Here is a 12,867-nt window from a genome sequence, read left to right as displayed (position 1 = left end):
GCCGCCGAACGAGGCGATTGGCAGTGCCAAAGTCATGGTCGTGAAACAACAGGGACACCTCTGGCACGGGCCGTGTCGCCGTCGGCAGCATGAGAAATCCCGATGGCTGGAGCGCGCCCGTTTGGGACGCCTTCCGACAGCGGACTACCTAGTGCAGCACCAGCATATCGCTCGACGAGAACGAAATCTCGGCCTTCTCCCCGACTGCGGGCGGCGGGGTGGCGGAGTTGTTGAAAGTGTCGAGCGACACCGTGTTGCCGCCGATGCCGACACGGACCCGGATAACCGAGCCGAGGAAGTGCACTTCGGAAATCTCTCCGGTCAGGCTGGAGTCGCGGCCGGGCTGGCGGCCGAGCGAAATCGCCTCGGGCCGCAGCGCCAGAGACAGCGTGTCGCCGGACTTCGAGCCGTTGAGCTTGCCCTTGAGCGAGACTTCCTGCGTATTGACCTGCACCTTGCCGGAGGCGGCGTCGGTGACCTTGCCTTCGAGCACGTTCAGCGTGCCGACGAAATTGGCGACGAACTTGGTCGCTGGCCGGTTGTAGATCTCGAAGGGCGTCGCGACCTGCTCGGCCTTGCCTCCATACATGACGGCGATGCGGTCGGAGATCGACAGCGCCTCTTCCTGGTCATGGGTGACGAAGATGGTGGTGATGCCGAGCTTCTTCTGGATCGAGCGGATTTCCTCGCGCAGCGACACACGCACCTTGGCGTCCAGCGCCGACAGCGGCTCGTCGAGCAGCAGGAGCTTTGGTTTCGGCGCGATAGCACGCGCCAACGCGATGCGCTGCTGCTGGCCTCCGGAGAGCTGGTAGGGATAGCGGTCCGCCATCTGCGGCAGCCTGATCATGTCGAGCATCTCGGCGACGCGCTTGTCCGCGTCGGCCTTCGGCATGCCGGCAACCTTCAACCCGAAAGCGATGTTCTGCGCCACCGTCAGGTTCGGGAATAGCGCATAGGCCTGGAACACCATGCCGACGTTGCGCTGGTTGGGCTTCAGCCGCGTGATGTCCTTGCCGGCGACGACGATCTTGCCGGCCGACGGCTCCTCGAAGCCGGCGACCATGCGCAGCACCGTCGTCTTGCCGCATCCGGATGGCCCCAGGAACGAGACGAACTCGCCCGGCTCGACGTCGAGGCTGAAATCCTGCACCACGGTGTTGGACCCGTAGGACTTTCGCACATGCTGGATGGACAGGAATGGCTCGGCCATGGCTTTTTCTCTCAGGTCAGTGCTTTTCGATCAATTCGGGCGGTTCGCCGATTTCGGCGCGAAGCGAGACAGGATCTGGATGAGCGACATGCAGCCCCAGGTAATGGCGAAGGCGATGATGGCAAGGGCTGCCGGTTCATAGGCGCGGTTGGCGCCGACGTTTTGCAGATACGGGCCAAAGGCCGGACGGTTGAGAAGGCTCGCCATGGTGAACTCGCCGATGACGATGGCGAAGGTCAGGAAGGCGCCCGACAGCACGGCGATCAGGACATTGGGCAGGATCACCCGGCCAATGATCGTGCCCCAGCCGGCGCCCAGGATCTGCGCTGCTTCGGTCAATGTCCGCACATCGATGGTGCGCAGCCCCGTATCGACGGCGCGATACATGTAGGGCAGAGCCAGCGTCGCATAGCCGATCACCAGCAGCGCATTGGCGCCCATATTGCTGCCCAGGAACGGCAGCGGGGAATTCGAGCCGTACATCCTGATATAGCCGAACACGATGACGATGGCCGGAATGACCAGCGGCAACAGCGTGATGAATTCGACGATCGGCCTGAGCTGCGGCAGGCGCAGCCGGATCCAGTATGCCGCCGGCACCACGATCAGCACGCCGAGGATGATGGTGAAGACGGCCGCTACCACCGAATACAGGAAGGTCGACTGGAAGCGAGCGTCGCCCAGCACGATCTGGTAGGCATCGAAGGAATGGACGCCGCGGCGCATGCGCAACGAGAACTCGACAGTCGCCATCAGCGGAATGAAGAAATAGGCCGCGCCGACAATGAAGACGACCCAGGCCCAGAATTTGCCCGACTTCATTTGAGCCACCTTTCGGACCGGGTCCGGAACCAGATGTAGAAGACGTTAGCCAAGCCCGTGATGACGATCATGCCGAAGGCGATGGCATAGCCGAGCTGCGGGTTGTGCAGCACGTCGCCGTTGATCTGCGAATAGAGCTTGATGGGAACGATGTTGAGTGCCGGGCCGGCAAACGCATAAGCCGTGGCGATGGCGCCGAAGGAATTGGCGAACAACAGGATAACGGTGCCGAGGAAACTCGGCCACAAGACCGGGATGACCACCATGCGCCAATACTGCGACTGGGTGGCCCCGAGTGTGGCGGCGGCCTCGCCCCATTCCTTCTTCAAGCCGTCGATGGCCGGCACGATGATGACCACCATCAGCGGAATCTGGAAGAACAGATAGACCGCGATCAGGCCCGATGTCGTGAGGAAGTTGAAGCCCATCGCGTAGATGTTCACATTGAGAACGTCACGCAGAAGCGTCGTGACGATGCCGACGCGGCCGAGGGTCGCCAGGAAGGCGAAGGCCAGTGGCAAGCCGGCGAAATTCGAGGCGACACCCGAAAAAGTCAGGGTCGCCGAGCGGGTCCAGTTGGGAAGCCCGCCGCGCACGATGGCGATGGCAATCGCGAGCCCGGCAAAGGCACCGATGACAGCCGACCAGAAACTGATCTTGATCGAAACCCAGTAGGAAGCGCTGATCGAGGGATCGCTGACCAGCTGCAGTATATTATCAAGCGTCAGCTGACCGTCGCCATTCTGGAAAGCGCCCAGGACGAGATAGATCGTCGGCAGGATCAGGAACATCAGGACAAAGATGAAGAAAGGCGCCACGCCAATCCACTGCATCGGAAAGCGGAAAGTGGTCGCCTCGTTCGGCGGCGCGGGCTTGGTGGTGACGGACTGATTTGAAAGCGTAAGATCGGTCATGCGCCGGCTACCGTCTTCGAGGGGAAACCGGGCGGCCTCGCGGCCGCCCGGTGGATTTCAAGCCTTACTTGACGTTGGCGCCGACAACGGCGTCCCAGTTCTTGCTGATGGTCTCCTTCGCCTTGCCCTGCTCGTCGAGCGTCGGGAAGGCGGCCGAGGCGTAGGATTCCGCCGGCGGCAGCTTGGCCAGAACGTCCGCGGGGATCTTGCCGTTCTTGGCAAGATCATTGAAGCGGATCGGGTGGCAATAGCCCTTCAGCCAGCCGATCTGGCCTTCGTCGGAATAGAGATATTCCATCCACAGCTTGGCTGCATTCGGATGCGGCGCGAACGCGCTGATCGCCTGCACATAAACACCGGCGACAACGCCGGTCTTCGGCACGATGACGTCGACGGGCGGGTTGCCCTTCAGCGTGTCGCGACCGGCGAGCGCGTTGTAGTCCCAGTTGATCAGGATCGGGGTCTGGCCCTGGGCAAGCGTTGCCGGCTTGCCGACAACCGGCACGAAATTGCCGGCGGCGTTGAGCTTCTTGAAGAAGTCGAGGCCGGCGGTGCCAGCGGCTTCACCAGCAGCCGCGCCACCGGAAAGGCCCGCGGCGTAGACGGCCTGGATGGCCTGGTTCGAAGCGCGCGGATCGCCGGCGACGGCGACCGCGTTGGCGAATTCGGGCTTGAGGAGATCGGCCCAGTCCTTCGGCGATTCCTTGATCAGGTCCTTGTTCACCATGAACGACAGCACGCCATAATAGTCGCCGTACCAGGCGCCATCGGCATCCTTGGCGCTGTCCGGGATCGAGTCCCAGGTCGACACCTTGTATGGCATCAACAGGCCATCGGCCTTGGCGGTCGGGCCGAAGGACAGGCCGACGTCGATGACATCAGGAGCCTGCGGGCCCTTGTTCTCCTTGTTGGCCTTGATCGCCTCGACTTCGTCGCCGGAGCCGGCGTCGGGGTTGAGTTCGTTGACGGTGATTTCCGGATACTTCGCCTTGAAACCGGCGATGACGTCGCCGTAGCCGCACCAGTCATGCGGCAAGGCGATCGTGGTGAGCTGGCCTTCGGCCTTGGCGGCCTTGATGAGATCGTCCATCGAAGCGGCGGACGAAATCACCGACGACACCATCAGGGTCGCGGCCGAAAGGGAAAGCACTTTCCCCGTGAATTTGAACATGTGTTCTCTCCATTGAACTGACGCCGTTGGACGTCTGCGATGCGGTATCGTTTTCGTGTGACAGCCAGATGAAAGCTTTGTGAAACCGGCGCCTCGCAGCGTGAAAAGTTAACTCTTTTTAACGGACTGTAGCAATTAGCCATCACTTAATTTTCCGGCTAATCATTAATCCGCCCCTATATCGCCCCCTCCCCTCTCCTTTCCCCTCGTTTCCCGATCAACTTCCGCATCCAGGAACCGGCCTCAGACCGTCCCGGCGATGGCGTTTTCGAGCAGTGTCAGCGCCGCCTTCTTGGTCAGCTTGACCGGGTTGCCGCCGGCCGTCGGATCGACCACCGCCATGTCGGCGATCAGGCCCTTGCGCTTCTTGTCCATGTCGAGCCCCTTGATCAGGCCCGGCAGCGCGTGCGGCACCTTCAACTCCTTGCGCAGCTTGATAACAGCCTTGGCGAAGCCGTCGAAACCGCCCTTGATGCCGCAATAGGCGGCGAGCCGGGCGATACGCTCCTCGATGGAGTCGCGATTGAAGGCCAGCACATATGGCATGAACACGGCATTGGTCATGCCATGATGGGTGTCGTAGAGCGCGCCGATCGGATGCGACAGCGAGTGGATGGCACCCAGCCCCTTCTGGAAGGCCGCGGCGCCCATGGCGGCCGCGCTCATCATGTGGGCGCGGGCGACGAGATCTTTGCCATTGGCATAAGCCTTCGGCAGGTTCTCGAACACCAGGCGTATGCCTTCGACGGCAATGCCGTCGGCCATCGGATGGTAGCCCGGCGCGCAATAGGCCTCGAGGCAATGGGCGAGCGCGTCCATGCCGGTGCCGGCGGTGATGAAGGAAGGCATGCCGACCGAAAGCTCCGGATCGGCGATGACGATCGCCGGCAACAACTTCGGATGGAAAATGACCTTCTTGGTATGCGTCTCCTCGTTGGTGATGACGCCGGCGCGGCCGACCTCCGAGCCGGTGCCGGCGGTGGTCGGCACAGCGATGATTGGCGCGATGGCGTCAGAGTTGGCGCGCGTCCACCAGTCGCCGACATCCTCGAAGTCCCAGACCGGCCTGACTTGGCCGGCCTGGAAGGCGATCAGCTTGCCGAGGTCGAGCGCCGAGCCGCCGCCGAAGGCGATGACGCCGTCATGCTTGCCCCTCTTGAACACCCCGATGCCGGCGGTGAGGTTGGACTCGACCGGGTTCGGCTTCACCTCGGAGAACACGCCATAGGGCACCTTGGCCTCGTCGAGAATCCTGAGCGTCGAGGCGACGACCGGCAGTTTCGCCAATCCCGGATCGGTGACGAAAAGCGGCCGCTTGATGCCGGTGGCCGCGAGCACCTCCGGCAGTTCCTTGATGCGCCCGGCGCCGAAGCGAACGGTGGTGGGGTAGTTCCATTTGGAGATGAGCTTGGACATTTTTATCTTTCGAAAATTAGATGGCTTCACGCAGATGGAAGGATTTCGGCCGGGTCAGATTGTCATAGCCCAGCGCCGACAGGGCAACGCCCTTGCCGGTGTCCTTGACGCCGGTCCAGACCAGCGCGGGATCGAGATAGTCGCAGCGGTTCATGAACACCGTGCCGGTCTCGACGCGGTCGCCGATCGCCACCGCATGCTCGGTGTCGCGCGTCCAGATCGAGGCCGTCAGCCCGTAGGGGCTGTCGTTCATCAAAGCGATCGCCTCCTCATCGTTGCGCACCTTCATGATGCCGACGATCGGGCCAAAGCTTTCCTCACGCATGACGCTCATCTGATGGTCGACTTGCGTCAACACCTCCGGCGCCAGGTAAGGCGAGCCGGCCTTGTCGTTAGCCACCTTCATGTTGATGTGCGCCTTGGCACCCTTGCGCAGCGCTTCGGCCTTCTGCTCGCGGATCAGGTCGGCAAAGCGCGCCTGCGCCATCGGTCCCATCGTCGTCGCCTGCTCCAGCGGATTGCCGACGACATAATTCCTGGTCTCGGCGATGAAGCCTTCGACGAACTCGTCATAGATTTTTTCGTGCACATAGACGCGTTCGATGCCGCAGCAGCACTGGCCGGAATTGAAGAAGGCGCCGTCGACCAGATTGGCCACGGCATGGTCTATCTTGGCGTCGGGCAGCACATAAGCCGGATCCTTGCCACCGAGTTCGAGCCCAAGCGTCATGAAGGTGCCTGCCGCCGCCTTTTCGATAACACGGCCGCCAGCGACCGAGCCGGTGAAATTGACATGGTCGATCTTGCCGGAACCCAGCAGTTTTTCCGTCTGTGCATGGTTGAGCACGACATTCTGGAAAACGCCCTTTGGCAGGCCGGCCTCGTCGAAGGCCTGTTGGAAGCGCTCGCCGACCAGCAACGTCTGCGCGGCATGTTTCAGGATGACGGCGTTGCCGGCCATCAGCGCCGGCACGATGGTGTTGACCGCTGTCAGATAGGGATAGTTCCATGGCGCGATCACCATGACCACCCCAAGCGGATCCTTCTTCACATAGCGCCGGAAGCCGTCCTTCGGGTTGGAGGCCGGCACGGACTTGAGCGCCGCTTCCGCGATCTCGACCATATAGTTGGTACGCTCCTTGACGCCGCCGAACTCGCCGCCATAACGAACGGGACGCCCCATCTGCCAGGCGATCTCCGGCACGATCTCGTCGGTCATCGCGACCAGTGCTTCCAGCATCGCCAGCATGTACTTGCCGCGCTCGACGATCGGCGACTGCGCCCACTTCTCCTGCGCCGCCTTGGCACGCTCGACCGCGGCGTTGATCGCCTGGTCGGTAGCGACCGGCCGCTCCGCATAGATCGAGCCGTCGATGGGGGATTTGAGTTTTACGGTTTCCAAAGGTGCTCCATTTAGCAGGCTAATGTACGCAGATGGCCATTGCGGCTGTAGCGAAGGATGGGCTCGTCTCGCGTCACAAGAACCATGTCCAAGGCCCTTGCAGTGGCAATCAGTATTCGATCCATAGGATCGCCATGGGGCGAACCCGGCAAGTTGGAGGACGCGATCAGAATGGCCGGCGAAATCGCGCTGAGTTTCGCGGACATGCGCTCAATGAATCGCTCTACGAAATCGAGCGGCGCTATGGGCAAGTTGAGCCGGCCCTTGGCCACACCGATGCCGATCTCCCATGCTGACATCGGCGAGAGATAGAGGCGGCCATCATAGGCCGCGTCGGAAATCTCCTGGCTTGCCTGAGGGTCGATTTTGCTGTCGTTTGCAATGAAGATCATCGCGCACGTGTCCAGCAGCAGGCTCGGCTCTTCACTCATTTGCGCATCATGTGTTTGCCATGCTGAGCCTGAGTTTCACCGCCCAGATAACCCCGATCCCAAGGCTCATCATCGAACGGTTTGGTGACATCAAACCCGGCCTCGATTGCTATCAAGCCCTTCATGAAACCAAATCCAGGGTGACGGTGCGTACGGACCGCGGGTGCGCCGTCACCGGTCGGCATCTTGCGAACGCGGCGAAAGACAAGCTTGCCAGTGCCTACGTTGACGGATTCGGTCTCGAAGCCGGCCTCGAGCCACTCCCTGGTCATGGGATTGTTGCTCGGATTGTTGCTCCACCACGCGGGGTATCGCTTCGATGCCGGCAACGGCAGACTAAGCACGCTTTCGATCTGATCGAACGACATAGGCACACGGTCGGCATTCTGGGCGACCAGAAATTCCTTCAGCGGCGCATATTTGGACATTGCGAACTCCCCAACAATTGCAGTTTGCAGCCTTCATATGAGCTACATTAACTACATTGTCAACAATAAAGCTGCATACAGCTTTAGTAACGCTCGAACCCTCTGTGCAGTTCCCAATCCGTGATACGCCGATCGTATTCGAACTGCTCCCACTTCGCTGTGTGGACATAGTGCTCGAGCACATCCTCGCCGAGCGCCTGTTTCAGCATCTTCGATTTCGCCAGCGTCTCGGTCGCATCGCGCAGCGTCTTTGGAATTTCCGGCAAACGAGAAGCCTGATAGGCGTCGCCGACGAAAGGCTTCTGCAATTCCAGCTTCTCGTCGATACCGGCGAGGCCGGCCGCGATCAGCGCCGCGAAGGCGAGATAGGGATTGAGGTCGGCGCCGCCGATGCGGCATTCCATGCGGATGCCCTTGGTGCCCTCGCCGCACAGGCGGAAGCCGGCGGTGCGGTTGTCTTCGCTCCACATGATCTTGGTCGGCGCGAAAGTGCCGGCCTGGAAGCGCTTGTAGGAATTGATGTAGGGCGCCAGGAACCAGGTGAATTCCTTGGCGTATTTCAGCTGCCCGGCCGCCCATTGCTGGCCGAGCGTCGACAAGGTCCAGTCGGCTTGTCTGTCGAAGAACAGCGGCGTCTTGCCGTCCGCGCTCCACAGCGAATTGTGGATGTGGCTCGAATTGCCGGCGAGACCGTAATTATACTTGGACATGAAGGAAATCGCCTTGCCTTCGGACTCGGCAATCTCCTTGGCGCCGTTCTTCAGGATGACGTGGCGGTCGGCCATGTCGAGCGCCTCGGCGTAGCGCACATTGATCTCTTCCTGGCCCGGCCCCCACTCGCCCTTGGAATTCTCGATCGGAATACCGGCGGCTTCCATCTCGTTGCGAAGCCGGCGCATGACGCCTTCTTCCTTGGTAGTGATGCCGATCTGGTAGTCCCCAATATAGGGCGAGGCTGTATCGAGCCCCTGCCAATGCTTCTTGCGGGCGGAATCGTAGGTCTCGTTGAACAGATAGAATTCGAGCTCGGAAGCGAAATAGCCGATATAACCGCGCTCGCTCAGCCGCTTGACCTGCTTCTTCAATATGGCGCGCGGCGAATGCGGCAGGTCGTCGTGGGTGTGGTGGTCGAGCACGTCGCAAATGACGAGCGCCGTCTTTTCCAGCCAGGGAATGCGCCGCAGCGTCGCCAGGTCCGGCTTCATGACGAAGTCGCCATAGCCCTTCGACCAGCTTGCCGCCTTGTAGCCCGGCACCGGCTCCATATCGATGTCGGCCGCCAGCAGGTAGTTGCAGCCATGCGTCTCGTCATGCGCGGAATCGACGAAGTATTGCGCCAGGAACCGCTTTCCCGCCAACCGGCCCTGCATGTCGACAATGCATGCCAGCACCGTGTCGATCTCGCCGCTGGAGACCGCTTTCTTCAACTGATCGAACGAGAAACTTCCGGCCATTCCTTTGGCACTCCAGTGCTTGGCGTTTCGGGCTTGTCACATGAACGAGAACAAAAAACCGTGGCGAGCGAACCCGCCACGGCTTGATTGGTTGTTTAGGCGGATTCGCCGACGGCCTTTTCGGCCGCTGCGATGGTCGCCCTGCGCTTGGCGATTGCCGTCTCGCCGATGGGCGGCCCCTGGAAGCGGCGGTTCTCAACGGCGAACCACAAAACGACGAGCAGAACGATCAATCCGATCGCATAGTTGATCAAGATGTCGAAGGGCGGTTGGATGCCGGCATACATCAACACCAGAACACCAAGCACGGTGATGACCGCGAACGGCTTTGACCAGATGCCGAGCCGGAATGGTCCGAACTCGGTCCAGCTCTTTCCTTCCGCAAGAAGTCCGGCCGCGATCGGCATGGCGTAGGAGACGTAGAGGAAGAGTGCGCAGCCGGCTGCCAGCGCCGCGAAAGCCGGCGAATAGAGCGTGGCGGCAATCGACAGAACGACGCCGAGCCAGATGGCCGGGACGGGCGTGCGCCAGGTCGGCGAAACCTGCTTCCATAAAGATGACCCTGGCAGACCTCCGTCACGCGAAAAGGCAAAGATCATGCGCGAGGTCGAAGTGAGCCCTGCTAGCGCGCACAGATAGTTCGACAGCACGATGGCGATGCCGAGCAGAGCCTTGAGCCAGGTTGGCGCCGGCAGATTGTTGAACAGGTTGAACCAGGCATTGCCGCCGTCCTTGGCGGTCGCCACGAGATCGGGGCTGGCAAGGACGAAGGAGACCGCCATGACGAAACCGAAGACGAGAGACCAGAGGACCGCGTGGATCATGCCTCTGGGCACAGCGACGCGGGCATTGTGCGTTTCCTCGGCGGTATGCGCGGAGGCGTCAAAGCCGGTGATCGTGTAAAGCGGGTAGAGAAGGCCAATCAGGAAGGCCACGAGTGCGGTGCGGGCCGTCGGAACATAGCCACCACCGAGATCGCCGGTCGTGTTGACGAAAGTCGTCAGCCGCGCGAGGTCGAAGCCATGCGCGCCCCAGATCAGGAAGGTCAGCGTCAGCACGACCGCGACAACGAGGATGAGGTAGCCGGAAAAATCGGTCAACATCGTCGTCGTCTTGATGCCGAGATGATTGAACAGACCTTGGGTAACTGTAATCAAGACGACTGCCGCCGTCTGTTGCCAGAAGCCCCAGGCCGATGTGTCCCAGCCGAAGATCGGGCCAGCAACGAGCCCCTGAAACAGCAGGTAGACGCCGACATTCACCGAAGCGACGACGAAGATCAGGCCGAGCAAGTTGATCCAGGCCGTGGCCCAGCCCCAGCCGCGTCCGCCTAGGATCGAGGACCAGTGATAGAGGCCGCCGGCTGTCGGATAGGCCGATCCAATCTGGCCGAGAGACGCCGCGACCACGAGCGCAAAGACGCCGCCGATGACCCAGCCGATGGTCGCCTCGAAACCGCTGCCGGTCGCCATGGCCAGCGGGAAAGACGTAATGCCGCCCGCCAGAATGCAGATGATCGAGAAGGAAATGGCGAAGTTGGAGAAGCCGCTCATGCGGCGCGCTAGTTCCTGGGCGTAGCCCATACTGTGGAGGATTTTTGTGTCCTCCGACTTGTCAGAGTGATCAGGTGTTGTCATGTCAGAGTTCCCCTGTTGGTTCTTAGCTGGCCGATTGAACTGACTTTCCGACTGCGCTTCGTCGAGAGCCCTTGGCCTCCTCTGGCTTCAGATCCGAAAAAATGCCCGTGAGCATATCCGCCCATTTCCGCTGCCCGGTTTCGCCGGAGATTTCATCGTTGCGGATTTCGATCATCGCGCAGGGTAGCCCGCGCGAGCGCGCATGCCGTTCCAGCGTGAAATAGACGCGGTCGGCCGGCGAATAGGGTTCGTTGATGCCGACGGTGATGCCTGAGAGCCGTTGCAGCGCCGATATCAGCGGCGACGCCAGCCGGCGATCATCGTCATGGATGATGCCGATATGCCAGGGCCGATTGCGGCCTTTATAGACCGGCGTGAAGGAATGAACGGAAACCAGGCGGGTCTCCTGGCCGCGCGCCAACCGGTCCTCGACGATGCGCTCGATGGCGCCATGGAACGGTTGCCATGACAGGGCGACCCGCGCCGCGCGCTGTTTTTCCGACAAGCCGGTATTGCCCGGTATGGCAGTGGTTTCGCTGACCGGCGGCACCAGGTCCGGCGCATCGAGCGGCCGGTTGCAGTCGATGACGAGACGCGAAATGCGGGCTTCGACCAGCGTCGCATCGAGCGCCTGCGCCATCCGCAGCGCAACCGGCAAAGCACCGGGATCCCAAGCGATATGGCGGGACAGGTCGTCGACGGCAAGGCCGAGCGTGCCGAATTCAGCCGGAAGGAAATTGGAAGCGTGATCGCAGGTCAGCACGAAGGGGCTCGATCCGCCGGGGTTCGTCACCCTCACGGTATCAGACGATGCAAGGCTGGCGGGCCGCGCTGTCTCCATAGTCCTGCCGTCCCCTGGGAGCGCTGTATCGTATGTTACGTATTTTGTTTCATTGCGTCCCGGTGGATGATTTCATACAGTTTGTTTGGCTTTGTCAAATGCGATCTGGGGAAAAGACGGTCGGCGGGCCAAGGGTGGGGAAAAGATGATTTCCAACATTGCCGAATTGATTGCCGACCGTATCGGCGCGATGCCCGCCGGCGAACGGCGCGCAGCGCAGACGCTGATCGCGAGCTATCCGATGATCGGCCTCAAGACAGTCGCCGAATTCTCATCCGCGGCCGGCGTCTCCTCGCCGACGATCCTGCGTTTCGTCGCCCGGCTGGGCTTCCAGAATTACCCCGAGTTCCAGTCGAGCCTGCAGGATGAACTGGCGGCGCAATTGCAATCGCCGGCGATACGAACGCTCAACCCGCCCTCGCCTAGTGGCGGCACGGTGTCGCCCATGCTGGAAGCAACGCTCGACAATATGCGCGAGACCTTCAGGCACCTGTCCGACAAGCAGCTTGCCGACATTGCCACCAGGCTGGCCGAGCGGCGTGGCAAGACATTCCTGATCGGCGGCCGCTTTACCGACCCGCTGGCGCGCTACATGGCCGCCCATCTCGCCGTCATCCAGCCCGATGTCTTTCACCTCGCCGGCCAGGAGAGCATGTGGCGTGACCGGCTGATTGACATGGGCAAGCGCGACGTGCTGGTGATCTTCGACATCAGGCGCTACCAGGACAGCCTCGTCCGCTTCGCCGAGAAGGCGCATCAGCGCGGCGTTCAGATCGTACTGTTCACCGACCAGTGGCTGTCGCCGATCGCCCGCTTTGCTCGCCATGTCATCGCCGGACGAACCGCCGTGCCTTCCGCATGGGATTCCTCGGCGGCACTTTTCGTCGTCGCCGAAACGCTGATCGGCGCCGTCACAAGGCAACTCGAGGCCGACGGCGCCCGGCGCATCCGCGAGATGGAAGGCCTGCGATAAGCAGAATCCTCCGGATCACTGCATCGGCTTCGCGGCCGTCTCGGTTTCACGTTACCGAGATTTAATGTGCACGATTGCGTGATAATTGCCATAAACCGCTGATATCGGGGTGTGGCGTGGCCGGATTTTTGCCGCCCGCCCGCATCGTCGCTGTGCCGTTCCTTT

12 protein-coding genes are annotated in these 12,867 nt (G+C 61.5%); 1 reads left to right on the top strand and 11 read right to left on the bottom strand.

Annotated features, from left to right (window positions below):
* Window positions 1-148 precede the first annotated feature (148 nt).
* The 11 genes from FJ543_RS11925 to FJ543_RS11875 all read right to left on the bottom strand — a co-directional run bounded on the left by FJ543_RS11925 (window position 149) and on the right by FJ543_RS11875 (window position 11,729).
* Window positions 149-1,213 carry an ABC transporter ATP-binding protein gene (locus FJ543_RS11925; protein WP_015315812.1) on the bottom strand — a complete coding sequence of 355 codons (1,065 nt, stop codon included), beginning with the start codon at window positions 1,211-1,213 and terminating at the stop codon, window positions 149-151.
* 30 nt (window positions 1,214-1,243) lie between these two features.
* On the bottom strand, window positions 1,244-2,035 hold the full coding sequence (locus FJ543_RS11920) for an ABC transporter permease (protein ID WP_015315811.1): 792 nt from the start codon (window positions 2,033-2,035) through the stop codon (window positions 1,244-1,246).
* Complete coding sequence (locus FJ543_RS11915; RefSeq protein ID WP_181165828.1) at window positions 2,032-2,868, bottom strand: ABC transporter permease subunit; 837 nt, start codon at window positions 2,866-2,868, stop codon at window positions 2,032-2,034. Before FJ543_RS11915 ends, FJ543_RS11920 begins: the two co-directional genes overlap by 4 nt.
* A gap of 145 nt (window positions 2,869-3,013) precedes the next feature.
* A complete protein-coding gene (locus tag FJ543_RS11910; protein ID WP_140875173.1) occupies window positions 3,014-4,120 on the bottom strand; it encodes an ABC transporter substrate-binding protein in 1,107 nt (368 codons plus the stop codon).
* A 243-nt stretch (window positions 4,121-4,363) separates the two neighbouring features.
* A complete protein-coding gene (locus tag FJ543_RS11905) occupies window positions 4,364-5,536 on the bottom strand; it encodes an iron-containing alcohol dehydrogenase (RefSeq protein WP_015315808.1) in 1,173 nt (390 codons plus the stop codon).
* Between the two features lie 16 nt (window positions 5,537-5,552).
* Window positions 5,553-6,938, bottom strand: a complete 1,386-nt coding sequence (locus FJ543_RS11900; protein WP_140875171.1) for an aldehyde dehydrogenase family protein — start codon at window positions 6,936-6,938, stop codon at window positions 5,553-5,555.
* Window positions 6,939-6,949: 11 nt separating this feature from the next.
* Complete coding sequence (locus FJ543_RS11895) at window positions 6,950-7,369, bottom strand: type II toxin-antitoxin system VapC family toxin (RefSeq protein WP_015315806.1); 420 nt, start codon at window positions 7,367-7,369, stop codon at window positions 6,950-6,952.
* On the bottom strand, window positions 7,366-7,797 hold the full coding sequence (locus FJ543_RS11890) for a hypothetical protein (RefSeq protein ID WP_140661762.1): 432 nt from the start codon (window positions 7,795-7,797) through the stop codon (window positions 7,366-7,368). The genes FJ543_RS11895 and FJ543_RS11890 overlap by 4 nt, the downstream gene beginning before the upstream one ends.
* 83 nt (window positions 7,798-7,880) lie before the next feature.
* Window positions 7,881-9,251, bottom strand: coding sequence for a glutamine synthetase family protein (locus FJ543_RS11885; RefSeq protein WP_015315804.1), 1,371 nt, complete (start codon window positions 9,249-9,251; stop codon window positions 7,881-7,883).
* Window positions 9,252-9,346: 95 nt separating this feature from the next.
* Window positions 9,347-10,888: an amino acid permease gene (locus tag FJ543_RS11880; protein ID WP_140618746.1), complete on the bottom strand. Its 1,542-nt coding sequence runs from the start codon at window positions 10,886-10,888 to the stop codon at window positions 9,347-9,349.
* A 22-nt stretch (window positions 10,889-10,910) separates the two neighbouring features.
* Window positions 10,911-11,729, bottom strand: coding sequence for an N-formylglutamate amidohydrolase (locus FJ543_RS11875; protein WP_140875169.1), 819 nt, complete (start codon window positions 11,727-11,729; stop codon window positions 10,911-10,913).
* 145 nt (window positions 11,730-11,874) lie between these two features.
* Here FJ543_RS11875 and FJ543_RS11870 point away from each other — a divergent pair, with 145 nt between their 5' ends.
* Entirely contained in the window at window positions 11,875-12,702 is an 828-nt protein-coding gene (locus tag FJ543_RS11870) for a MurR/RpiR family transcriptional regulator (protein ID WP_015315801.1), read from the top strand.
* The last annotated feature ends 165 nt before the right edge of the window (window positions 12,703-12,867 follow it).

It is taken from the genome of Mesorhizobium sp. B2-5-7 (genome assembly GCF_006440875.1).
Lineage (GTDB): Bacteria > Pseudomonadota > Alphaproteobacteria > Rhizobiales > Rhizobiaceae > Mesorhizobium > Mesorhizobium australicum.
The sequence above is the reverse complement of the archived record's forward strand: the minus strand, read 5'-3'. Positions and strand labels throughout refer to the sequence as shown.

Excerpts from the sequence above, each read along its gene's own strand:
- FJ543_RS11925 (WP_015315812.1), bottom strand. The coding sequence starts at position 1,213 with ATGGCCGAGCCATTCCTGTCCATCCAGCATGTGCGAAAGTCCTACGGG.
- FJ543_RS11920 (WP_015315811.1), bottom strand. The coding sequence starts at position 2,035 with ATGAAGTCGGGCAAATTCTGGGCCTGGGTCGTCTTCATTGTCGGCGCG.
- FJ543_RS11915 (WP_181165828.1), bottom strand. The coding sequence starts at position 2,868 with ATGCAGTGGATTGGCGTGGCGCCTTTCTTCATCTTTGTCCTGATGTTC.
- FJ543_RS11910 (WP_140875173.1), bottom strand. The coding sequence starts at position 4,120 with ATGTTCAAATTCACGGGGAAAGTGCTTTCCCTTTCGGCCGCGACCCTG.
- FJ543_RS11905 (WP_015315808.1), bottom strand. The coding sequence starts at position 5,536 with ATGTCCAAGCTCATCTCCAAATGGAACTACCCCACCACCGTTCGCTTC.
- FJ543_RS11895 (WP_015315806.1), bottom strand. The coding sequence starts at position 7,369 with ATGAGTGAAGAGCCGAGCCTGCTGCTGGACACGTGCGCGATGATCTTC.
- FJ543_RS11890 (WP_140661762.1), bottom strand. The coding sequence starts at position 7,797 with ATGTCCAAATATGCGCCGCTGAAGGAATTTCTGGTCGCCCAGAATGCC.
- FJ543_RS11885 (WP_015315804.1), bottom strand. The coding sequence starts at position 9,251 with ATGGCCGGAAGTTTCTCGTTCGATCAGTTGAAGAAAGCGGTCTCCAGC.
- FJ543_RS11880 (WP_140618746.1), bottom strand. The coding sequence starts at position 10,888 with ATGACAACACCTGATCACTCTGACAAGTCGGAGGACACAAAAATCCTC.
- FJ543_RS11875 (WP_140875169.1), bottom strand. The coding sequence starts at position 11,729 with ATGGAGACAGCGCGGCCCGCCAGCCTTGCATCGTCTGATACCGTGAGG.
- FJ543_RS11870 (WP_015315801.1), top strand. The coding sequence starts at position 11,875 with ATGATTTCCAACATTGCCGAATTGATTGCCGACCGTATCGGCGCGATG.